The organism is Neolewinella xylanilytica (genome assembly GCF_002934605.1).
Classification (GTDB): Bacteria; Bacteroidota; Bacteroidia; order Chitinophagales; family Saprospiraceae; genus Neolewinella; species Neolewinella xylanilytica.
On the sequence record NZ_PTJC01000006.1, the window covers coordinates 790138 to 812166 of the forward strand.

Below are 22029 nucleotides of genomic sequence, written 5' to 3' on the forward strand. Positions count from 1 at the left end.
GGTCACGGCATCCTCGTTTCGACGGACAAGGAACCCCTAAAAAAAGCCTATCCGCCAGGGCTTAAACCGGGTAGGGATAAGCGTGAGGCGCGGACCATTCAGTTCGGACCGGAAGAAAAGCAGCCCGAAATGGTAGAGGTCCAGGGTAGCCGTCACTTCGGGTAACCGCTCTAACGCTTCCCAAGCAGCTTCCATCTCCTTCGACCAGTGGATATCGGCCACTACGAATACGCTCTCCGTCGTAGACCGCTTGAGCATGGCCCGTACGTACGCGATGGTCGGTTCGCGGCGGTGATCGCCGTCCAGAAAGAAGAGGGTCCGTTTGCTATCCCCGTTCTCCCGCGCCTCCAGCCAGTCCGAAAACCGCTCGTTGAACAGGGACAGGGAAGGAGTAGCCCCTGCCCTGGAAAAGGTGGTGCGGGCCAGCTCGGCAACTTCCGGATTGCCTTCGACCGTCTGTAGCGGTGTGCGGGTGTCGGCCAGGTGCAGATACAGCGTAGATATCCCGGCATTGGTCCCGAACTCGACGATCCGCTGCGGTTTGAGCCACAAACACATCCGAAACAGCAGGCGGCCGGATGCGTCGCCTATCGCGTTCGTGCGTACCAGGCTGGCGGCGCTTCGCCGAAGTTCGGTGGTTGTCTTGCTCGGTGCTCCCAGTTCGAGTAGCCTGACCGCTTGTTCCTGCCCGGACCAATAGCTTCGGATCCGATCGATTAGCCCGAATGCGTAGTAGCTCCGTCGGTCATGATACACCTCCCGGACAAAAGCGCTCAGGAAGGGAGAGTGCACGTCGTAGCGGGTTTGCGCGCGGAAGTACCACCGCAGGGCGGATGTAATGCGGAAAAACCAGTAGCGGAGGTGTTCGGCCATCGGGTGCAATGATACCGCAATTTGCCGCGGAACCCGCCGACGACCACCGGCTTTCGGGAACTCCCTGCCACCCGCTTCCGTTAGCAATAGAAATAGAAAACACCAACGATCATGTCAAGAGGCTTTGTCAAAGAATCCGACCAGGAAACCCTACCCATCATACCGCTCCGCCCGCCGCTGCCCGTGGGGGCCACCAATTACGTCACGCCCGCCGGTTTACGGGCTCTGCAAGACGAACGCGATGCGCTGGAGGCGGATAAGTCGCAACTATCGGGCGATAATGAGGACGAGCGCCGTCGGGCCGCTACCGTTATCGACGGCAAGCTCAACCTGCTCAGCCAACGCATATCGAGTGCGCGGGTGCTCGATCCCGGTGAGCAGCCGCAAGACGAGGTCCGCTTCGGCGCGCGGGTCAGGCTGCTGCAGCAACCCGGCAACCGGAAGCAGGAATTTCAGATCGTTGGCGTGGACGAAGCCAACGTGCGGGAGAAGAAAATCAGCTTCACCGCGCCTATCGCTCAGGCGATCACCGGCCTGCGGGTAGGGGAGCGCGCGGATTTTCGCCTGGGTAATGAGGTGCGGAAGCTCGAGGTGCTGGAAATCGCCTATTAGGCTCCGGAGGCTACGCTTTCAGTTCGTCGAGCGTAGTTTGCAATGCGTTAATCCGGCCGCGCCAGAGCCGATAATGAATAAACAGGGCGACGGCAGTCCACACCACGATGGTACCGATCGCCCATAGACGGGGTGTATTCCAAAGAGCAGGTACGTACGATAACAGGAAACCGAAAAGAATTAGCAGGGTAAGGATGCGTAACCCGATCGACAGCCAGCTATACCGGCGAATGGTTCGGATTTGCTCCGCCATTGCCTGGTAGAGGGGCATCGCCCCGACCGGACGACCGGCCAGTCGGTAGCCAACGATCGCGTGGAGAATCAGCAAGACCAAGCTCAACCCCAATGCCGCCGTCCAGCCCCAGGGCCGCTGATCTCCGTCCAGCCCGGAATAGAACAGGATGAGAAAAAATGACCAGCACCCACCTTCGAAAAGGAGTTGTCGCCGCAGTGCCCGGAGCGCGGGGTGAGACCAGCGGACTTCCAGGTGATCGGCGGGGAGGAGTGGGGGGATGTCTTTGTCGATTTGTTGCCAGTTTTGCTTAGCGGATTCCAGGTTCATGACGGGGGATTTAAAATGATTTTGAGTTTGGCTTTGGCGCGGTGCAGCTTTACGCCGGCGTTATTGGCGGTTATGCCCAGCACCTCCCCGATCTCCGACAGCGACAAATCATCGAGATACAAGGCCAGGAGTGCCCGATCGGAACGGGGCAGTTGTCTAATCGCGGCGAAGAGACGGGTGAGGGACGGGTCTTCGGTCCCGGTATCCGGAGCATCCGGAAGCTTGTCCGGGAAGAATAGCCGGAGCGTCCGGCGGCGGTAGCCGCCGAGCGCGGTATTCAGCGCCACCCGGTACATCCAGGTGCTGAAGGGACTATCGCCCCGGTAAGTGGGATAGGCCTTCCACAGCTGGTACGTGATTTCCTGTTGCAGGTCCCGCCGGTCTTCCGGGCGGTCGGCGTAGATCCGGCTGACCTTCAGCAGGATGCCCCGGTGCCGGTTCAAGCACTGTAAAAAGCTTTCTTCGCTTAGCATAGTGACTGGTAAGTTGCTGAAAGCGGTGAAATCTTACATTTGGCATGGATTTTCTTTAGTGTGAAGTGTTCCGACCGGAGATACCCTGATTTCCTGCGCGCCGGCGCCCGCCTCTGGCTGCTTCTACGATAACTACCTTCCCTATGCGCTTCCTGATCGTCCTGTTATGCCTTGCTTTTTTCGCCTGCGAAAGTGATCCACCCGAAACGGAACGGGAAACGGATGCCCCGGCGGAGGCTGCCTTCGAAGCGCTGCTGACCTCCTACCAGGAGGGGCGGCTCCAGCTCAACCCCCTGGAGGCGACCATGCTCGGTGATGACCGCTACAACGACCGCCTTCCTAACAGCCTGACCGACGAATACAAGGCGGAGAGCCGCGGCTTCTACCAAGACTACCTCAACCAGCTCAATCAGGTGGATCGGTCAGTTCTCGGCGCCACGGATCAGGTGAGCTACGACGTCCTGAAGTGGGAGCTCAACATCGCGCTGCAGGGGGCGGACTTCGCTACCCAGCTGCTCCCGCTGGACCAGTTCACCGGGCCCCACCTGATGATCGGGCAACTGGCCAGCGGCGCGGGCGCCCAGCCGTTCGAGACCGTGGAAGATTACGATAACTGGCTGGCGCGGGCCGAGGACTTCGCCGTGATGATGGATACCGCCCGGGTGAACATGGAAAGGGGGGCGGCCCGGGGCTACTTACTGCCCCGCTCCCTGGCCCTCAAATTGTTGCCGCAGTTGGAATCACTGGCAGCCGAGCCCGTGGAGGAGCACCTTTTTTTCGGTCCGGCAAATAGGATCCCCGACACCTTCCCCACCGAGGAGCGGGAACGACTGCAGGGCGCCTTCCGGGGCATGGTCGGGCAGCGCATGATTCCGCTCTTCACGGATCTGGCCACCTATGTCCGGGAAGAATACGTTCCCCAGGCACGGGAAACCAGCGGGATCGATGCTCTGCCAAAGGGGGAGGCCTACTACAACTACCTGATCAAGCTATACACCACGACGGACATGACGGCCGACGAGATCCACGAGTTGGGCCTGAGCGAAGTAGCGCGCATCCGCGAAGCAATGGAGGGCATCAAAGCGAAGGTCGGATTCGAGGGCGATCTGCAAGCGTTCTTCGACTACGTGCGAACGAATGCCGACCTCATGCCCTTCGACGATCCGCAGGAAGTGATCGCTAACTTCGAGGCCATCCACGAGCGCATGCAGCCCCAGCTCGATCGGCTCTTCAACAAGACTCCGAAGACGGAATTCGAAGTGCGGCGTACCGAAGCCTTCCGGGAAGCCAGTGCATCGGCGGAGTACAACCCCGGCAGTCAGGACGGCTCGCGCCCGGGTATCTTCTACGTCCCGATCCCGGAGGTAGAGGAATACAATGTCTTCAGCGACGAAGACCTGTTTTTGCACGAGGCTATTCCCGGTCACCATTACCAGTTCAGCTTGCAGCAGGAAAACGAGTCGTTGCCCGCCTTCCGCCGTAACCTTTGGTACAGTGCCTACGGGGAGGGTTGGGCCCTCTACGCCGAAAGTCTGGGCAAGGAATTAGGGCTATACGAAGATCCCTATCAGTATTTCGGCATGCTAAGCGCGGAAATGCACCGGGCCATCCGGCTCGTGGTCGATACCGGTATCCACAGCAAAGGGTGGAGCCGGGAACGGGCCATCCAGTACAGCCTGGAGAACGAGGCCGAAAGCGAGGCCAGCATCGTGGCCGAGATCGAGCGCTACATGGCCATGCCCGCCCAGGCGCTGAGTTACAAGGTCGGCCAGCTGAAGATCAGGGAGTTGCGCGCCCGTGCCGAGGAGGCTTTTGGCGATGCCTTCGACATCAAGGCGTTCCACGATCTGGTGCTGGAGGGTGGCTGTCTGCCGTTGGCGGTTTTGGAGAAGAAGGTGGAGGAATGGATTGCGGGGGCGTAAGAATGAGGAGTGAGCCTTAATTGGGCATGATAGCCGTAGGCGATGTCGGTTCAGCGGGCGCTCGGTCATGGAACGTTCACGGGTCGAGTGTAATCTAAGGTCGAGACTTTCCTAGTCGGGAGAAGTGGGTTGCTATCTCGGTCCGGAGGGCGTTCGATCCTGGAATATTCACGGGTCGAGTGTAATCCAAAGTTTAGACCTTCCAAGTCGAGAGGTGTAGGTTGCTATCTCGGCCCGGAGGGCGCTCGACCCTGGATTGTCGCAAACCGCCACTGCGTTCCAAGGTTGAGACCTTCCAGGTCGAGCTGTGTGGATTGCTATCTCCGTCCGGAGGGCGTTCGATCCTGGAATATTCACGGGTCGAGTGGAATCCAAGGTTGAGACCTTTCAGGTCGAGGTGATGTCCGTTAATGGCTCGAACGCTTTAGTTCAGCTTAACCGGCTCCCCAAATCCCAGCTCACTGAGCCGGGGCAACTGCGTTTCCGCGTCACCCACAATCAACCAGATCATCCGCTCGGGTTGCAGGTAAGTGGAGGCGAGTTGATGGATCCGGTCGCGGGTCATAGCCCGCACGGTGGCTTCCCGCTTGGATAGGTAATCGACCTCCCAGTCGTAGGCACTGAGGTTTTCGAGAATGCCAAGCTTGGCGCCCGCCGTTTCAAAAGCGCGGGCGTTAGACCGGGTGAGAAAGCTCTGCGTGGTTTCCAGATCCTGTTCGGTGAAGGTGTCGGGGTAACCTTCCAGGATGGCCTTGATGGCCTCCGTTGCTTCGAGTGTCACGTTGCTCCGTACTCCGGTGCTAATCTGAAAGGTTCCGGAGTCCGCCGTACCGTTGAATCTTGAACCGATGCCGTAGGTATAGCCCTTGCCTTCCCGCAGTTCCTGGGTGAGCCGGGAAGCGAAGCCGCCGCCGCCGAGGATGTAATTCATTACGGTGGCAGGATAGTAGTCATCGTCCGTCGCCGCCAGGGCGGGGTTGCCGATCCGCAGCACGGACTGTTTGGCCCCCGGAACGTCGTAGAAATACACTCGTGCGGTATCGATGACAGGGACGGCGGGCCAGTCTATGGCCGGGACTTCCTTCGCCTCCCACCGATCCGTGAGGTCCTCCAAGGCGGTGATGGCCTCGGCCTCGTCGAGCGCGCCTACCAGGTGGAAGTTGCTGGCGGAGGGCGAAAGGAAGCGCTCGTAGTAGGTTTGCAGGTCCGCCATGGTGATGGCCGCTACGGAAGCCTTCGTTCCCCGGATGTTGCGGCTGCGAATGTCGTTCTCCGCGTACAGCAACTTATCCCACTCGTTGCCCGCGATCGCGTTGGGCTCGGCGTTGTCCTGCTCCAGCCGGCTGAGGGTTTCCAGGCGGACGAGCTCTATTTCTTCAACGTCCCACCGGGGTTCCAGCAGGATTTCCGTGAGTAAATCGATCGTGGCGGGGTAATTGCGGGCCAGGGTCGTGCCGGAAACGGTGATCGATTCAGTTCCCGCCCGGACGGTGATGCTGGCACCAAGTAGTTCGATGGCATTTTCGAGCTCCGCCGGCGTCTTGGTTTTCGTTCCGCGGGTCATCATCTCGGCCAGGAAGTAGGCGACGCCGGGCTTAACCAGCGAATCGCGGAGTTGCCCGCCATCGATCACCAGCGTGAAGTAGACCAGCGGCACCTCGTCGTTCTCAACACCGTATACGTTGAGGCCATTAGCGAGTTCCCGCTGCCAGATCTCCGGGGTCGTGATGCGTAATTCCTCGCCAAAAGCGGGTTCTTCCGACCGGTCGAAAGTGGAGGGAGTTGGGCTGTATTCGGCCGTTACCGATGGATCCACTTCTTCCTCGGCACCGGTTTCTATTTTCTCTTCCACGACTTCGGCCCGGGTACTGCCGGACAGGACCAGATCGGGCTGTCCGAGGGGTACGAAGCTCGTGGCCACGTAGGGTTTTTCCTGGATGTACGTTTCGAAGACCCGGCGTACGTCATCCGCTGACACGTCCAGGATGTTTTGGATGTCGTCTTCCACGAATCCCGGATCGCCGGCGAAAATATTGTACTGGGCCAGTTGAAACCCTTTGCCCAGCACGCTCGATAAGCCGGCGTAGAACTGGGTTTCCTGTCCGGCCTTGATGCGCTGCAGGTCGGCGGCGGGGATACCCTCCCGCTCGAAGCGGGTGAAAGCCTGCTGTACCGCGGCGTTCACCGAATCCAGGGGAGTATCGGCGAAGGCACGTACCTGAAGCCGGGCATCACCGGCCAGCTCGGAGTTGTAGCCGTAGAAGTTGACCTCGGGGGCCAGCTTTTTTTCTTCCACGATCACCTGGTTCAGCGGGGCTTCCTTACCATCCGAGAGGTACTGCAACAGTACGTCGAGCGCGTAAGCATCGGGGGTGTACTGGGGTACGGTGGGCCACACCATCGTGAGTTGCGGTAGCCGCGCAAAGTTGTCTTCGTGGGATAGCCGCACGCTTTGGTCCAGGTCGGCGGGTTGGGGCGGAAGCGGCTCGATGGGGTCGCCGGCGGGGATTTCCGCGAAGTATTTTTCTACGAGGCGGCGGGCCCGGGCGGGGTCGAAATCACCGCTGATCACCAACGTCACATTGTTCGGTACGTACCAGCGACGGAAGAACTCCTTCACGTCGGCCAGCGTGGCGTTTTGCAGGTCCTCCAGCGAGCCGATCACCTGCCAGCTGTAGGGATGGCCGGCGGGGTAGAGGTTCTTGTCGATCACGTAGTTGTTGTGGCCGTAGGGCCGGTTGTCCACGCTCTGCCGCTTCTCATTCTTGACTACCTGTTTCTCCTTCGCCAGGACGGGCTCCGTCACGGTATTGATAAACCATCCCAGTTTGTCCGCCTCGGCCCAGATCATCTTTTCCAGGGCATCGCTCGGAACGGTCTGGAAGTAGTTCGTGCGGTCGCGGCTGGTGGAACCGTTCGCTCCGCTACCCCCGATGCGGGCACTCATTTTATCCAGTCCGCCTTTCCCCAGGTTTTCCGACTCCAGGAAGAGCAGGTGCTCGAAGAGGTGGGCGAATCCGGTACGCCCCTCCTTTTCCCGCGCCGAACCGACGTGGGCAGTCAGCGCCACGGCCACCACGGGGTCGGACGTGTCCACGTGCAGGACTACCTCCAGGCCGTTGTCCAGACTGAATTTCGTGAAGGGAACGGTAAAGCTACTGCTATCGATCGCCTGTCCCGTACACGGCAGGACGAAGAGGCTGACGGCAAGCAAGGTCAGGAAGCATTTCATTTGGCGGTCTTTTGGGTGACGGTAAAGCTACCGCATTGTTGCTTCGTCGGCGGGCGGGATGATAATCGCCGGCAGTTGTAGCTCGCGGTAGGTGGCGTTGTATCCGGCAACATCCTCATCGATGATGCGATCCAGCACCTGGCGGTAGTTGCGCCAGTCGGTTTGGAGTTCTTCCAGGCGTTCTTTCGCGCCCCGGGTCACCACCGGCACCGGCCCGTCGACCCGGCTCTTCAGGCTCATGAACTCGGCGTTCAGGCGGTTCGGGAAGTTGACCACGTCCTGAAAGGTCTTTTGATTGGGTTGGATCAGGTTTTCTTCCCATGCGGTAATGCGCTGGATGATGTCCTTCCCCTTCCGGACCAGGGCATCCGTACCGGACGTCTCGGCCAGGTTCTCGTTGAGTGCTTTCACCTGCGCCCGTACCCGGCGGAGGCGCGTGACCGAGCGGTGAATGTCCCGGGCCGCATCCTCGGCATCGGTCAGGATTGCCTCCTGGGCGGCGAACTCCTGCGCTTTGGCGCCCAGATTCGGGTCGGCCAGGATGTCCACTTTGGTGGTGACCGTATCCGCTGGAGTAGCCAGGCGCAGGGTATAGGTGCCCGGAGCCACGAGCCCGCCGCGGTAATCGCCCAGGACGAAGATGCCGTCGACCGCGGGCAGCGTTTCGCGGCGCAGGTCCCAGTTGAAGCGGTTGAAGCCTGCCTGGGTCGGGAGCGCCGTAGGGGCTGGGGGGCCACCGGGCCAGCTCTTCCCTTTTTTCGGTTGGCTGCTGTACTGGCGGATGACCGCGCCGTTGGCGTTGAGTACCGCTAGGGTCACTTCGGTGGTGTCCATCTCTGTAGGGAGGTAGTAGTCGAAGATGACTCCGCTGGCGACGTTTTGTCCCTCGCCTGCTTCCATGCCACCGCCGGAGCTGAGGGTATACCGGTACGTGGGCTTCGGCTCGAAGAGGGTCAGATCGTCGGGCATGGTGCCGGCCGTCTGCTGGAGCGCGCTCAGGTCGTCTAGTACCCAGAAGGCACGGCCGGAGGTGGCCACGATCAGGTCGTTGTCGCGGATGGCCAGGTCCAGGATGGGAACGTCCGGTAAGTTGAAGCGGGGCTTTTCCCAGCTTTCCCCGCCGTCGAAGGAGAGGTAGAGCCCCCGTTCGCTGCCGGCGTAGAGCAGTTCCGGGCGTTTGGGGTCTTCGCGGATCACGCGGACGAACTCTTCCTCGCCGAAGCCTTCGCCGATGGACTCCCAGGACTTCCCGTAGTTCGTCGTTTTGTAGGCCTCCGGCGTGAAGTCGTCGAATTTATAGTTAGTCACCGCGAGGTAGGCTGTCCCTGGATTAGTCGGGGACACCTCGATGGCGTGCACCAGCTTTTCGCCCATATTTTTCGGGGTGATCTCCGTCCAGTCGCCGCCCTCATTGCGGGTTACCCAGACGCGGCCGTCGTCGGTGCCCACCCAGAGTTCGCCGGCCTGGTGGGGGCTGGCGATCATGTACGTAATGGTGCCGTAGATCTCCCCGCCGGCGCCTTCGTTGGTGAAGGGCGCACCGCCGTCGACCAGCTTGGTGGTATCGTTGCGCGTCAGGTCGGGGCTGATCTCGGTCCAGCTGCGGCCCAGGTCGGTGGACTTCAGGACCTTATTCCCGCCATGGTAAAACACGCTCGGGTCCTGGGGGGAGGTCACGATGGGCGCGTTCCAGTTGAAGCGGTACTTCATTTCCGAGGGGGGGGTAGCGAGGCCGGCGACGGGGGTGGCCATCACGTCGACCTCAGTGCCGGTTTCGGAGTCGTACACCGAGACGTTGCCCTGGTAGCTACCGCCCATCACGTAGCGCGGGTTCTTCGGGTCGAAGGCCAGGAAGGCACTTTCCCCGCCCGCCGTAGCGTGCCAGTCGGAGGTGCCGATGCCGCCGCCGCGCGTCCGGCTGACGATGTCGACGGCGGTGTTGTCCTGCTGGCCGCCGTAGATGCGGTAAGGCACCTGCTCGTCGGCGATGACCCGGTAGAACTGGGCGGTGGGCTGATTATTCTGCGTGCTCCAGCTCTTGCCGCCGTTAAAGGTGATCGCGGCCCCGCCGTCGTTACCCAGGATCATATTGTCCGGATTCTCGGGGTTGATCCAGAGGTCGTGCTGGTCGCCGTGGTTCACGGAGATGGTGGAGAAGGAGGCGCCGCCGTCGATGCTGTGCAGCACGGGGGCATTGAGTACGTATACTTCGTTCGGGTTGACCGGGTCGGCGAAGATCTCGATGTAGTACCAGGCCCGGGCTACCGTTACGCGGTCGCTGTTCACCTGCCGCCAGTTTTTGCCGCCGTCGTCGGAGCGGTAGACGCCGCCCTTGTCGCCTTCGGCTTCGATGTTGGCGTAGATGCGGTTCGGCATGGCCGGGCTGACAGACACGGCCACTTTGCCCAGGGTGTCGGGCAAGCCTTCAGTGAGCCGTTCCCAGTTGTCGCCGCCGTCGGTGGACTTGTAGATGCCGCTGCCCGGTCCGCCGCTGCGCACCTGCCAGGGGTAGCGGCGGTGGTCCCACATGCCGGCGTAGAGGATGCGGGGGTTGGAGGGGTCCATGCTGAGGTCGGCCGCTCCGGTGGTGGCGTCGACGTAGAACAGTTTTTCCCAGTTCGCGCCGCCGTCGGTGCTGCGGTAGATGCCGCGGACTTCGCTGTCGCCGTGCACCGCGCCCTGCACGGCTACGTAGAGGTGGTCGGGGTCGGAGGGGTGGACGATAATTTCGGAGATGTGGCGGCTGTCTTCCAGTCCGATATGGGTCCAGGTATCGCCGCCGTCGACGGATTTATATACCCCGTCGCCGGCCGAGGTCATCACGCCCCGTACGGCGTGCTCGCCGGTACCCGCATAAATGACGTTGGGGTCGCTGGGCGCTATTACCAAGGCGCCGATGGAACCGGTATTGAGCTGTCCGTCGGAGATGTTGCGCCAGCTCTGCCCCGCATCGTCGCTACGGAAGATGCCGCCGCCCACGCCCCCGAAGTAGTAGCGCAGCGGCTGGCCGGGCACGCCGGTGACGGCGTTGGTCCGTCCGCCCCGGTAGGGTCCGATGTTGCGGAATTCGAGGCTTTTGTAGCGTTCGCTGCGGCTAGTATCGGCCGCCCCCTGCGCCGGGAGCGCCTGGGAGACCAAAAAGCACAGCAAAACGAGCAGGGTAGCGGTTGATTTCATCGTCTCAATTTGCCAGTAAGATAGTGCGTTGCCTATTGCGCCGGGGCGCAGGAGAAGAGAAATCCGCCATTAGGGGCCGTAGGTATTCCGGTGGTCGTCGCTACCGGTTATCCGCCTTGATGTACGCGTTGAGTTGGCGGTAGTCGAGCTTTCCGTCCACCGACTTCAGGTACTCGTGGATCTGGACGGCCTTCTTGGCCCGGCTTTCCGGCCGCTTCAGTTTGTCGATCAGGTAGAGCAGTCCGCGCTGTTGGCCCGGCGTGAGCTGATGGAAGACGGTGCGCGCTTCCGGGTCGAGATCCCACAGCTCCCTGGCTTCTTTGGGTACCGGGATCCCGTATTCGCTATCGTCGGGCCGGAACTCCAGTTGCACTTCATCGCCGACTTCCAGACCGTACTGCTTACAGAGCTGTTGGTTCACGGTCATAAAATAGCCGCCCTGCCCGTCGTGCATGAGCCCGACGTGGACCTCCCCTTCGTCGTTGATGCGGCAGATGACCCGGTTGGCATTCTTTTCCCGCGCCAGGATGTCGACGATGGCCGGGGCGGGGATCAGGAATACGGTAGCGTAGACACCGGCGTACTGGGTGCCGTCTTCGGCGCGGGTGAGGGGCAGGGTAAGCGTGGGCATGGCCGAATGTAGTGGTCGCGCCGGTATTGGTCGCGCGAGTAGTGGTCGCGCCGCGTTTGGTCCAACCGCTAATGGTCGGACGAGTATTGGTCGCGCCACTAGTGGTCGGACGACTAGTCGTCCGACCACTTAGCCTACCGACGAGGGTCTGAAAATTAACCTGGAGTTAACATGGGTTAGTTAAAGTTGCTAGTTAGGTTTACGGCGCGCCAAAGGGGGAGGCTACTTCTTAGCCATTCCGGAAGCTTGTTCCATCAGGCCGATCATTTCAGCGCGGTAGCCTTTGTGGTCCTCCCCGCGGGCCGCACGGGCCCGGGCGATACAGTCGGTGTAGTTCGCCGTGCCCTGGTATTCGCTGTCGCGTAGCAGCATGGCGAACTCGGCGACGGCAGCGGCCCAGGCCAGGTCATTGGACGGGTTTTCCGGACCGGCGGACACGGGCTGCGTCATCTTTCTGGAATAGCCGCCTTCGGGCGCTTTATAGCGGACGCGCAGTTGGCCCAGGTCTCCGGTACCGCGACCGGCGGGAACGATCTCGTAGAGCACGGTCACGCGGTGGCCGGCGCCCATCTCGCCGGCATCCTTGGTGTCATCGTCGAAGTCTTCCTCGTCGAGTAGCCGATTCTCGTAGCCGATGAGCCGGTAGGCGGCGACTTGCTTCGGGTCGAATGCCAGCTGGACCTTTACATCCTTGGCCACGGTGACCAGCGTGCCGCCGAATTCTTCGATCAGCGTTTTCTTGGCTTCCAGGACGCCGTCGATGTAGGCGTGATTGCCGTTGCCGCGGTCGGCGAGTTCCTGCATGGTGCCGCCCTGGTAATTGCCACGCCCGAAGCCGAGAACGGTGAGGTAGACGCCGGATTCGCGCTTGCTTTCAATGAGCTTGACGAGTCCGTTCTGGTCTTGGGTGCCCACGTTGAAGTCACCGTCGGTGGCCAGAATAACCCGGTTGTTTCCGCCCGGAATGAAGTTTTCCAGTGCAGTCTGGTAGGCCAGCTGGATACCGGCACCACCGGCCGTGCTGCCCCCGGCGCTGAGTTGTTCCAGGGCCTCGCGGATCACGCTGCCCCGGTCGCCCGGGGTGGGTGGGAGGACAAGACCGGCCGCACCGGCGTAGACGACGATGGACAGCTTATCCTCAGGCCGCAGCTGGTCAACGAGCATCATCAGGCTTTGCTTGAGGAGGGGGAGTCGGTCGGGGCCCTGCATGCTGCCGGAGACATCGATTAGGAAGACCAGGTTTGCGGGGGGGAATTCCGATCTGGGGAGGTCCCGGGCCCGGAGCCCGACCCGCAGGAGTCGGTTGTCGGCGTTCCAGGGGCAACGACCTATTTCGGTGGTCAGGGCAATGGGGTCCTGGCCGGTCGGCGCCGGATCGTCGTAGTTGAAGTAGTTGATCATTTCCTCGCTGCGCACGGCGTCAGCGGGGGGCAGGCTCCCTTCTTTGATGAACCGGCGGACGTTGGCATAGCTGGCCCGGTCGACGTCGGTGCTGAGCGTGCTGACAGACTGTTCGGAAGCGTTTATCCACCCGTTCTCCTCAATGGCGTTGTACTGCTCAGGCTTACCACGCTCGTAGGGCGGGTGACCGGATTGGTAAGCGCCTGATAAAGCGACACCGGCGACCTTTCCCTGTATAGAGCCAGAGACATCCCGCCTCCGTTGGACTCCATAGCCGACAACCACCACTTCCTCCAGATTGGTGGCGGCCGAAGACAGGCGGATGGTGCCCAGGTCCTCCCCGGGCTTGGCTTTCACGGTCGTGGATTGAAAGCCGGTATAGGAAAACTTGAGTTGGACGGTCGGCTTTTCGGAGGTCACCGTAAGGCTGAAGGAGCCGTTAATGTCGGATACGGTCCCGATCGTCGAGCCAACCAGGTGGACGGCCACCCCGATAAGCGGCAGCCCGTCATCGTCGTCAACTACCGTACCGGTGATCGGGGTAGTGGAAGCGGCGAGCCCTCCGGAAAAGAGCAGGGCAAAAAGGGAAAGTAGGAAGACGGGTAGTTTTTTCACGGCGGTGTGGTTTTTCATATGGATGCACGCCGCCGACGAATTGCATAGGCCCACCACCTGATTTTCTTGATTCGCCATTGCTATTGCCTGTTGGCCATGGACCATCCGTGCTCACTGATGTTGGGGGTATCGGCGCGGCAGAAGTGGTCGCGCGGGTAGTGGTCGCGCCGCTAGTCGTCGGGCGACTAGTCGTCCGACGACTTAGCGTACCGACGAGGGTGAAAAAATTAACCTGGAGTTAACATTGGAGGACGATGGGACCGATGGCCACGTCGAAAAATGGCCGCCATTCTGCGCCAGAGTACCTTCGCGAGTATGAAACGCGATTTCAATAAGTACGTCAATCACCTGGAAGAGGAGGAGCTTCGCAACGAATTGCAGCGCCTGTACGCCCGCTTCCCGGTGCTGAAGGAGTACTACCAGATGGAACTCGGCGATGCCAAACGGGTAGTCGACAAGTACAAGGCGAATTTGCGCAAGTCCTTCTTTCCGGCGCGGGGGCGGGGAAAACGGGGCCGGTCGCAGTCGCGGAAGATCATCAAGAAATTCGCCGAGATCAGCATCCATCCGAAGGACTTGGTCGAGTTGCACTTCTACCGCGCCGAACTGATGGCCGAATACATCGCCGCCCGCCGCATCGATAGCGAGGCCTACCACGATAGTACGGTGAAGGCCTTTGCCGACGCGGCGGCCATGGCCGAAGCGGAGGTCCTGCTGGAGTATTTCGCCGACGGAGCCCGTCAACTGGCCGAGCTGTTCGAGCAACAGCGGCGTAATCGTCACTACAGTTTCCGCCCTACTTTCCGCCGGTACTGGGGAGACTGAGCACGACCTGCTCCTCCTGGTACGCACCCGGACTGCGGCCGAACTGCTCGCCGAAACTGCGGGTGAAGTAGCTCACGCTGTTGAAACCACAGCGGAGGGCCACCTCGCGGATGCTGCGATCGGGGTCGAGCAGGAGGCTGGCGGCGAGTTTGAGTCGTTCGCGATTGATGAATTCCACGGGGGAGCAGTCCAGTTCGTTGCGGAAGGCGCGGTAAAAGCCCGATTCGCTCATACAGGCAATGCGGCTGAGCTGGGCTACGGTAAGTTTCTCGTCGAGGTGATTACGGACGTAGGTGATCACGGCGGCCAGCGGGCTGCGGGTGGCCCGGTCCGTTGCCGTACGCAGGTGATACTGCCGGGATTCCGTCTGCATAATCCGGATCAGTAATTCGCGCAGGTGCATCCGGACAAATAGGTCCTTATTGGGGTGATCCTCGGCGCAGAGAAACACCAGCCGTTGCAGCAGCTGCGTGATAGCCGGTTGCTGGGTGAAGTGGACATTGTAGTCGGAAGCCGTCCATTCCGCCCCGTCGGTGCGGGGGCGTCGGTCGTTCATCATCTGAACGACCTGGTTCACCTCGGCCTCGTCAATGGCGAGCGCCAAACATTTAGTGGGCTGCCGCTCGGTAGCATCGGGGAAGTCGATGCGCATGCGCTCCCGGGCGGGCAGCAGGATTGACTCGCCGGGGAGGAAGGCAAAGCCGGGGTCCTCCCGTAGGTGCATGATCTTGCGGCCCCGGATCATACTGGCCAGGACGGGCTGGTCGAACTGCAGGTGAACGGCTTCGGCTACCTGGTGGGTCTCGAAGAGATTCAGCTCCAGGGCGTCCAGGCAGTAGGTCGTCCGGTTTTCTACCAGCGTTTGTAGATCGGTTCCGCGCAGGTGATCGGCGTTCAGCATGCTTCAAGAATACGGAATTATTACTATTGGTTGAAGCTATAAGCGTAATATGATTGTGGTGTAAGTGGGTAATGAAGTAGGATTGTAGCATTATGCAATGCTTTTGCAGGATCGTGCAAGACTTTCCGGGAAGGGGTGGATACATTAGCTATTCATCACCCCGGGGGTTTGCCTGAATCGCATTCTCCTGCGCTCCGGCGCCCAAAAATCCGGGGGTCACCTGTAAAACTTAGCATCGATCATGAGCACCACAGCAACGAACACCGCCGATACCCTGGCGAAACCCAAATTCAAGGACCAGTACGAGAATTACATCGGCGGCGAGTGGGTAGCCCCCACCAATGGCGAGTACTTCGACAACATCTCGCCGGTGGACGGAAATTCATTTACCCGAATTCCCCGTTCTACCAAAGAGGACGTTGACAAGGCCGTGGCTGCCGCCTGGAAGGCCGCCGACCACTGGAACAATACCTCGGCCACGGAACGCAGCAATCTCCTCCTCAAGATCGCGAACGTGATGGAGGAGAACCTGGAGGCCCTGGCCCGGGCCGAGACCTGGGACAACGGGAAGTCCATTCGCGAAACCCGCGCCGCCGACCTGCCGCTGGCCGTCGACCACTTCCGCTACTTTGCCGGGGTGATCCGCGCCGAGGAGGGTGGGGTAGCCGAGCTGAACAGCGACACCGTCTCGATGAACGTGTGGGAGCCGCTTGGCGTGGTCGGGCAGATCATTCCCTGGAATTTCCCGATCCTGATGGCCGCCTGGAAGATCGCGCCCGCCCTGGCCGCCGGCAACTGCATCGTGCTGAAGCCGGCCGAGCAGACGCCCGTGGGTATCCTCGTCCTGATGGAGATGATCGAGGACATCCTTCCGGCCGGCGTACTCAATATTGTCAACGGCTTCGGTGTCGAGGCCGGTAAACCGCTGGCCAGTCACCCGGATATCTGCAAAGTTGCCTTCACCGGGGAGACGACCACCGGTCAGCTGATCATGCAGTACGCCAGCAAGAACATCATTCCGGTTACTCTCGAGCTCGGCGGTAAAAGCCCGAACGTATTCATGAAGAGCGTAATGGACGCCGACGACGAGTTCTTCGACAAGTGCCTGGAAGGCGCGGCGATGTTCGCGCTTAACCAAGGAGAGGTCTGCACTTGTCCCAGCCGATTGCTGGTGCACGAAGACATCTACGACAAGTTCATGGAGCGGTTTATCCCGCGGGTGGAGGCTATTAAGATGGGCCACCCCCTCGACCCCGGTACCATGATGGGCGCCCAGGCCAGTAACGACCAGTACGAGAAGATCCTGAAGTACATCAAGATCGGCAAGGAAGAGGGCTGCGAGGTGCTGACCGGCGGCGAGGCAGCCTACGTCGACGGCCTCAGCGGCGGATACTACATCAAGCCGACGGTGCTGAAGGGCAACAATAAAATGCGCGTCTTTCAGGAGGAGATCTTCGGACCGGTACTCTGCGTGACGACCTTCAAGGACGAGGCCGATGCCATCGAGATCGCCAACGACACGCTCTACGGACTCGGTGCCGGTCTCTGGACCCGCGATATGCACGAAGCCTACACCGTAGCCCGCAAGATCAAGGCCGGCCGCGTTTGGGTGAACTGCTACCACGATTACCCCGCCCACGCCCCCTTCGGCGGCTACAAGAAATCGGGTATCGGCCGCGAGAATCACAAGATGATGCTCGACCACTACCGCCAGACGAAGAACATGCTGATCAATTACAGCAAGTCTAAACTTGGCTTCTTTTAGGCCGCAGCCCGTTTGAAAACCGAATAATTCCTGGCCGGCCGGTACTGTACCGGCCGGCCATTTTTAACTTCCTACGATTATGCCACGAGTAGACATCACCGACCGCGCCCGTGCGGTCATCGATCAATTGAAAGCGACCCACGGGCCGCTAATGTTCCACCAAAGCGGCGGCTGTTGCGATGGCTCTTCCCCAATGTGTTTTCCCGAAGGAGAATTGATGGTCGACGATGACAACGATATCTTATTGGGTGAGGTCCAAGGCTGCAAGTTCTACATGTCCACCTTTCAGTACGAATACTGGAAGCATACCCATCTCACTCTCGACGTAACGGAAGGTAGAGGATCCAGCTTTTCGGCGGAGATCCCGCTGGGCGTGCGGTTCGTGATCGACTCGCGGCTGATGACGGAGGCGGACGGGTGAAATTGTTGAATTAGTGAATTGGTGAATTAGTGAATGTGCGGCGGTTTGCCCCTCGCTTCGCTCGGGTTCGTGCAAGGGTTGAGTGACTGAATGCTTGAATTACTGAATAGGCGGCTACCTGCCCCTCGCTTCGCTCGGGTTCGTGCAAGGGTTGAATTAGTGAATTGTTGAATTAGTGAATAGGCGGGCACCTGTCCCTCGCTTCGCTCGGGTACGTGCAAGGGTTGAATGACTGAATGCTTGAATTACTGAATAGGCGGCCACCTGCCCCTCGCTTCGCTCGGGTTCGTGCAAGGGCTGAATGACTGAATTCTTGAATTACTGAATAGGCGGCCACCTTGCCCCTCGCTTCGCTCGGGTTCGTGAGGTAATTATGCAGAGCATTGCCTGGAATAGTGCGTTCTTACAAGAACTTGTTCGGAAGCCGTTCAGCGGTAAGTACGGCCGAGTGCTGCGGGCCAATTCAGTCATTCACTAATTCAGTCATTCACCCATTCCTCGAAAGCCGTTCAGCGGTAAGTACGGCGGAGTGCTGCGGGCCAATTCAGTCATTCACTAATTCAGCCTTCACCCATTCCTCGAAAGCCGTTCAGCGGTAAGTACGGCGGAGTGCTGCGGGCCAATTCAGTCATTCACTAATTCAGCCATTCATCCATTCCTGGGAAGCCGTTCAGCGGTAAGTACGGCGGAGCTCTGCGGGCCAATTCAGTCATTCACTAATTCAGCCTTCACCCATTCCTCAGAAGCCGTTCAGCGGTAAGTACGGCCGAGTGCTGCGGGCCAATTCAGTCATTCACTAATTCAGTCATTCACCAATTCAGTCATTCACCAATTCAGCCATTCACCAACTGCATTTCCACCCGCGACCCCCGGACCCAGGCGTGCCGCTCCGGGCCGTACGTCATGCCGAGGTAATCGGCCGATAAGCGGAAGGGCTCGTAAAATCCGGCGTTGACGTGTCGTTCGGCGGAACAGGAAAGGACCCCCATCTCCTTCCCCCTCAGCCGTCGGCCTAAGTCCTTGTGGTAGGTAAGCAAGTCCGTCAGCCGATCGAAGAAATCCTTGAGTAAGCCGCTCATGCTATACCAGTAGACGGGGCTGGCGAAGATGATCCGGTCGTAGATGATCAGGCGCTTGGCCATCGCGATGAAATCGTCGTCTTCGGGGTAGTTATTGCCGTAATCGTAGGGAGCGATCCGGTAATCCAGTAGGTCTACCAGTTTTCCGCCGGTTTCGGCTTCCAGTTGCAGGGCGGCTTTGGCGGTATTGCCATCGCCACGGGCGCTGCCGAGGATAATTAAGGTCTTAGCCATCAATTTTGCGGTTGGGGCACGGCGGAAAGGGTCACTCGTGCCGTCTGGTCACCGGGGAGCTCCAGGGCTGGAGCGTCTAGGGTTTCGGCGAAGTTCAGCGAATCGGCCAGGGTTTCTTCCATCAGGTATGCCCGATAGGTGGTGATGGCTTCCCTGACCTCGGCGGTGGCTGCCACTCGAACGTCGATCCGGTCCGTGACGTCTAGGCCCGAATCCTTCCGTAGGTTTTGGATGCGACTTACCAGTTCCCTGGCCAGTCCTTCCCGCACCAATTCCGGTGTCACGTTGACGTCGAGGGCTACGGTGAGCTCCCCGTCGGTGGCTACCTTCCAGCCGGGGATGTCCTCGGTGAGGATATCCACTTCGCCGGTAGTGATGTCCACGGGTTCACCGTCGAGGTGCAGGGTGTAGCTACCCTGATGTTCCAGTTCGCCGATCTGCGCTTCGGTCATTTGCCCGATGGCGGCCGCGGCGGCCTTCATTTGCTTGCCCAGGCGCTTTCCAAGCACCTTAAAATTGGGTTTGATGGTCTTCTTCAGGAAGCCATCGTCGGTCAGGAACTCAACTTCCTTGATGTTGGTTTCCGACTGAATAATGGGGGTAACATCCGCTACCCGGCGGCGGAATTCGTCGCTCAGTGCCGGCACGAGAATCTTTTGCAGCGGCTGCCGTACCCGTAGTTTTTCCCGTTTCCGCAGGCTTAGTACCAGGGAAGATATCCGCTGGGCGTAGGCCATTCGTTGTTCCAGGTCCTCGTCGATCATCTCCTCCTTGGCGCCAGATAGAAAGGTTAGGTGGACGCTTTCGATGTCACCGGCGGGGGCGAGGTTGCGGTAGAGCCAGTCGGCGAAGAAGGGGGCCACCGGCGACATCAACTGAGACACCCGCGTCAGGCAGGTGAAGAGCGTTTGGTAGGCGGCGCGCTTGTCGGTGGTCATATCGCCCCGCCAGAAACGGCGGCGGCTTTGACGCACGTACCAGTTGCTCAGCTCGTCGTTGACGAAACTTTCGATCGCCCGGCAGGCCGGCGTGGCATTGTATTCGGCGAAGTGGCGGGTCACCTCCCCGGTCAGTGTATTCAGCCGGCTGAGTATCCAGCGGTCGATTTCCGCCAATTCGTTCGTGGCAATTGGCTCGTCACCCACCGGATTGTAATCGTCGATATTAGCGTACAGCGCGAAGAAGCCGTAGGTATTATAGAGGGTCCCAAAGAAGCGCCGCTGCACCTCCTTGACGCCTTCCAGGTCGAATTTCAGGTTGTCCCAGGGGTCGCTGTTGCTGATCATGTACCAGCGCGTGGCGTCCGCGCCGTAGGTATCGATGGTGAGAAAGGGGTCCACCGCATTGCCCAGTCGTTTGGACATTTTCTTTCCCTCCTTGTCGAGCACCAACCCGTTAGAGACCACGTTCTTGTACGCCACCGAGTCAAAAACCATCGTGGCAATGGCGTGCAGGGTATAGAACCAGCCCCGGGTTTGGTCCACGCCCTCGGCAATGAAGTCGGCGGGGTAGGAGCGGTCGAAAATGTCCTTGTTTGCAAAGGGGTAGTGCCACTGCGCGTACGGCATACTGCCCGAGTCGAACCAGACGTCGATCAGGTCCAGCTCCCGCCGCAGTTTCTTCCCGTTCTTCCACAGGACGACCTCGTCGATGTAGGGACGGTGAAGATCTTCGGGGACGCTTTGGTCTAGCTGCAGTTCGCGATTGGCGATGGCGACCTGCTCCTCCAATTCGGCCAGGGAGCCGATGCAGATTTCCTCCGCCCCGTCCTCACTGCGCCAGATCGGCAGCGGAATACCCCAGTAACGACTGCGGCTGAGGTTCCAGTCCTGCAGGTTCTCCAGCCATTTACCGAAGCGGCCTTCGCCGGTGCTGGCCGGCTGCCAGTTGATCGTCCGGTTCAGTTCCTGCATCCGCTCCTTGACGGCGCTTGACTTAATGAACCAACTGTCAAGAGGGTAGTACAGCACGGGCTTGTCCGTCCGCCAGCAGTGCGGGTAGCTGTGGTTATACTTGGCGACGTTGAAGGCCAGGCCACGCTTTTTCAGGTGGACGGCGATATCGACATTTACGTCGACGTAGTCCTCCTCATCCTTGTAATTCTTGACGTAGCGACCGGCGAAGGGACCGGCATCCGCCGTGAAGCGGCCGGTTTTGTCTACCAGGGTAAGCGATCCGATACCATTGGCCTTCCCCACTTGCATATCGTCCGCACCGAAACTGGGGGCGGTATGTACAATACCCGTACCCGCCTCGGTGGTGACGAAGTCGCCCGGAATGACGCGGAAAGCATCGCCGTCGTCCGGGGTAGCGCCGGGTAATAGCTGCTCGTACCGTAAACCGATGAGTTCCGTGCCTTTGAAGGGCTCACTTTTCGCCAGGACCTTCGGTTGGTTGTTGCCATTAAACCACTTATCGATCAAGGCCTCCGCCAGAATGACATCAATCTTGTCCTCCGTATAGGGATTGACCGTGGTCACCCGTACGTAATCGATGTTCGGGCCTACGGTGAGAGCGGTGTTGCTGGGTAGGGTCCAGGGGGTGGTGGTCCAGGCAATCAGATACAAGGGGTTAGGGTTGCCGTCCTTAGCCCCTTCACCCCTTAACCCCTCAGCCCCTTGAACCTTAAACATGGCTACCACCGTGGTGTCCGTCACGTCCTGGTAGGCTCCGGGCATATTGAGCTCGTGGGAGCTAAGCCCCGTACCGGCGGCCGGGCTATAGGGTTGAATGGTGTACCCCTTATAGATCAGCCCCTTATCGTAGATCTGTTTCAGCAGCCACCAGACCGACTCCATATACTCCCGCTCGTAGGTGATGTACGGGTTATCGAGGTCGACCCAGTAGCCCATCTTGCGGGTGATGTCGTCCCAACGGTCCTTGAAGCGCATCACGGTTTCCCGGCACGCTTTGTTGTAGTCGTCGACGCTGATTTTATCCCCGATGTCTTCTTTGGTGATGCCGAGCTCCGATTCCACCTTCAGTTCGATAGGAAGCCCGTGGGTATCCCATCCGCCCTTCCGTTCGACCCGCTTTCCCTGTAGCGTTTGAAACCGGCAGAACATATCCTTGATCGTCCGGGCCATGACATGGTGGATGCCGGGCTGCCCGTTCGCGCTGGGCGGACCTTCGTAAAAGACGAAGGAGTTATCGGTGGGACGTTCCTCGATGCTGCGACGGAAAATATCGTTCTCCTCCCAGAAGGCGAGGATTTCCTTGTCGATGGCCGGTAAGTCCAGGTTCTTGAATTCCTTATACATGCGGTAGACGGGACGTTGGGGATGCAAAAATAAAAAGCTCCGATCG

At 59.9% G+C, this 22029-nt stretch carries 15 protein-coding genes; 5 read left to right on the forward strand and 10 right to left on the reverse strand.

Translation table 11 applies throughout. From position 1 onward, the window contains the following. Nucleotides 1-36 precede the first annotated feature (36 nt). Nucleotides 37-873, reverse strand: coding sequence for an O-methyltransferase (locus CLV84_RS12540; protein ID WP_104420134.1), 837 nt, complete (start codon nucleotides 871-873; stop codon nucleotides 37-39). A 111-nt stretch (nucleotides 874-984) separates the two neighbouring features. Here CLV84_RS12540 and CLV84_RS12545 point away from each other — a divergent pair, with 111 nt between their 5' ends. Beyond that, nucleotides 985-1485 (forward strand): GreA/GreB family elongation factor, encoded by a 501-nt coding sequence (locus CLV84_RS12545; RefSeq protein ID WP_104420135.1) that lies wholly within the window; start codon nucleotides 985-987, stop codon nucleotides 1483-1485. Between the two features lie 10 nt (nucleotides 1486-1495). Here CLV84_RS12545 and CLV84_RS12550 read toward each other — a convergent pair whose 3' ends face one another. After that, on the reverse strand, nucleotides 1496-2047 hold the full coding sequence (locus CLV84_RS12550) for a hypothetical protein (RefSeq protein ID WP_104420136.1): 552 nt from the start codon (nucleotides 2045-2047) through the stop codon (nucleotides 1496-1498). Next, complete coding sequence (locus tag CLV84_RS12555; protein ID WP_104420137.1) at nucleotides 2044-2520, reverse strand: sigma-70 family RNA polymerase sigma factor; 477 nt, start codon at nucleotides 2518-2520, stop codon at nucleotides 2044-2046. The genes CLV84_RS12550 and CLV84_RS12555 overlap by 4 nt, the downstream gene beginning before the upstream one ends. A gap of 143 nt (nucleotides 2521-2663) precedes the next feature. Between CLV84_RS12555 and CLV84_RS12560 the strand changes: the two genes are divergently transcribed. Beyond that, the gene (locus CLV84_RS12560; protein ID WP_104420138.1) at nucleotides 2664-4442 is read left to right on the forward strand and encodes a DUF885 domain-containing protein; all 1779 of its coding nucleotides are present in this window, start codon (nucleotides 2664-2666) and stop codon (nucleotides 4440-4442) included. Nucleotides 4443-4866: 424 nt separating this feature from the next. Here CLV84_RS12560 and CLV84_RS12565 read toward each other — a convergent pair whose 3' ends face one another. The 4 genes from CLV84_RS12565 to CLV84_RS12580 form a co-directional block, all read right to left on the reverse strand. After that, nucleotides 4867-7674 carry a M16 family metallopeptidase gene (locus CLV84_RS12565; RefSeq protein ID WP_104420139.1) on the reverse strand — a complete coding sequence of 936 codons (2808 nt, stop codon included), beginning with the start codon at nucleotides 7672-7674 and terminating at the stop codon, nucleotides 4867-4869. A 27-nt stretch (nucleotides 7675-7701) separates the two neighbouring features. Next, nucleotides 7702-10851: a WD40/YVTN/BNR-like repeat-containing protein gene (locus tag CLV84_RS12570; protein ID WP_104420140.1), complete on the reverse strand. Its 3150-nt coding sequence runs from the start codon at nucleotides 10849-10851 to the stop codon at nucleotides 7702-7704. A 100-nt stretch (nucleotides 10852-10951) separates the two neighbouring features. Continuing rightward, nucleotides 10952-11482: a YdeI/OmpD-associated family protein gene (locus tag CLV84_RS12575; RefSeq protein WP_104420141.1), complete on the reverse strand. Its 531-nt coding sequence runs from the start codon at nucleotides 11480-11482 to the stop codon at nucleotides 10952-10954. A gap of 222 nt (nucleotides 11483-11704) precedes the next feature. Beyond that, nucleotides 11705-13498, reverse strand: a complete 1794-nt coding sequence (locus CLV84_RS12580; RefSeq protein ID WP_211295252.1) for a vWA domain-containing protein — start codon at nucleotides 13496-13498, stop codon at nucleotides 11705-11707. Nucleotides 13499-13813: 315 nt separating this feature from the next. On the opposite strand from CLV84_RS12580, the gene CLV84_RS12585 reads away from it, so the two are divergent. Then, nucleotides 13814-14323 carry a DUF6155 family protein gene (locus tag CLV84_RS12585; RefSeq protein ID WP_146088796.1) on the forward strand — a complete coding sequence of 170 codons (510 nt, stop codon included), beginning with the start codon at nucleotides 13814-13816 and terminating at the stop codon, nucleotides 14321-14323. Here the strand turns inward: CLV84_RS12585 and CLV84_RS12590 are convergent. Next, nucleotides 14295-15224, reverse strand: coding sequence for an AraC family transcriptional regulator (locus tag CLV84_RS12590; RefSeq protein ID WP_104420144.1), 930 nt, complete (start codon nucleotides 15222-15224; stop codon nucleotides 14295-14297). The two genes, CLV84_RS12585 and CLV84_RS12590, sit on opposite strands and share 29 nt — an antisense overlap. 241 nt (nucleotides 15225-15465) lie before the next feature. Here CLV84_RS12590 and CLV84_RS12595 point away from each other — a divergent pair, with 241 nt between their 5' ends. Both CLV84_RS12595 and CLV84_RS12600 read left to right on the forward strand, forming a co-directional pair. After that, nucleotides 15466-16989, forward strand: a complete 1524-nt coding sequence (locus CLV84_RS12595; protein ID WP_104420145.1) for an aldehyde dehydrogenase family protein — start codon at nucleotides 15466-15468, stop codon at nucleotides 16987-16989. Nucleotides 16990-17068: 79 nt separating this feature from the next. Continuing rightward, on the forward strand, nucleotides 17069-17410 hold the full coding sequence (locus tag CLV84_RS12600; protein WP_104420146.1) for a DUF779 domain-containing protein: 342 nt from the start codon (nucleotides 17069-17071) through the stop codon (nucleotides 17408-17410). Between the two features lie 833 nt (nucleotides 17411-18243). On the opposite strand, the gene CLV84_RS12605 is transcribed toward CLV84_RS12600, so the two are convergent. Together CLV84_RS12605 and ileS are read right to left on the reverse strand one after the other, a co-directional pair. Beyond that, the gene (locus CLV84_RS12605) at nucleotides 18244-18723 is read right to left on the reverse strand and encodes a flavodoxin family protein (RefSeq protein WP_104420147.1); all 480 of its coding nucleotides are present in this window, start codon (nucleotides 18721-18723) and stop codon (nucleotides 18244-18246) included. Beyond that, nucleotides 18723-21983 carry an isoleucine--tRNA ligase gene (gene ileS / locus CLV84_RS12610; protein ID WP_104420148.1) on the reverse strand — a complete coding sequence of 1087 codons (3261 nt, stop codon included), beginning with the start codon at nucleotides 21981-21983 and terminating at the stop codon, nucleotides 18723-18725. The genes CLV84_RS12605 and ileS overlap by 1 nt, the downstream gene beginning before the upstream one ends. Between the last annotated feature and the right edge of the window lie 46 nt (nucleotides 21984-22029).